This window comes from Campylobacter concisus (genome assembly GCF_002913545.1).
GTDB lineage: Bacteria > Campylobacterota > Campylobacteria > Campylobacterales > Campylobacteraceae > Campylobacter_A > Campylobacter_A concisus_AV.
The window spans coordinates 1-632 of sequence record NZ_PPBR01000072.1; the positions used below are offsets into that span (position 1 = coordinate 1).

A 632-nucleotide genomic window follows, 5' to 3' on the forward strand; every position below is an offset into this window, starting at 1 on the left:
GTAGTAAGCAAATTTTTCTAATAGCAAGACACATACAATGTATGACACTTCGTTTTCATACCTTGTATAATCTTGCTCTGCCGAGGGCTACAATGCGAGATATAAGAAGCGTTAAAAGCGCTTCATCTGCTAACATATTTAACGTATTTTATGAAAGGATATCATATGCCAAAAAATATCAAGGATAAGGTACTCTCCACAAGGATCACTTCTCAGCAATACGATAAGCTATCTAAAATAGCTCTAGAGTTAGATATGTCAAGATCAGAAATTATTTCCTATCTTATTGATAATGGCACTGTAAATTCTGAATCCATAAAAAAGAAAGAGCTATATCCAGCAATCATTACATATTTTGCTAGACCTTTTAGCAACATCAATCAAATAGCAAAGAGACTAAATATAGCTTATAAGACTAGTGGCAATATAGATTTAAAAACGATACTGCAAACACAAGAAGAGTTGTACAAAGTTCAATCAGTCCTAACTGAAATTTTAAGCTTAATAAGGAGTAACTATGATAGTTAAGATCTCAAAGGGAGAAAAAGGCGTAGCTGATTATCTAAAAACTGGTAAGAAAAGAGATTCAAAGCTAACTAGAGATGAAAAAGATGATAGATTGCCACTGGCTG

The 632-nt window shown here is 32.9% G+C and carries 1 protein-coding gene; it reads left to right on the forward strand.

Annotated features, from left to right (window positions below; translation table 11 throughout):
* Positions 1-165 precede the first annotated feature (165 nt).
* Positions 166-528: a plasmid mobilization relaxosome protein MobC gene (locus CYP05_RS04355; protein WP_103642105.1), complete on the forward strand. Its 363-nt coding sequence runs from the start codon at positions 166-168 to the stop codon at positions 526-528.
* Positions 529-632 lie beyond the last annotated feature (104 nt).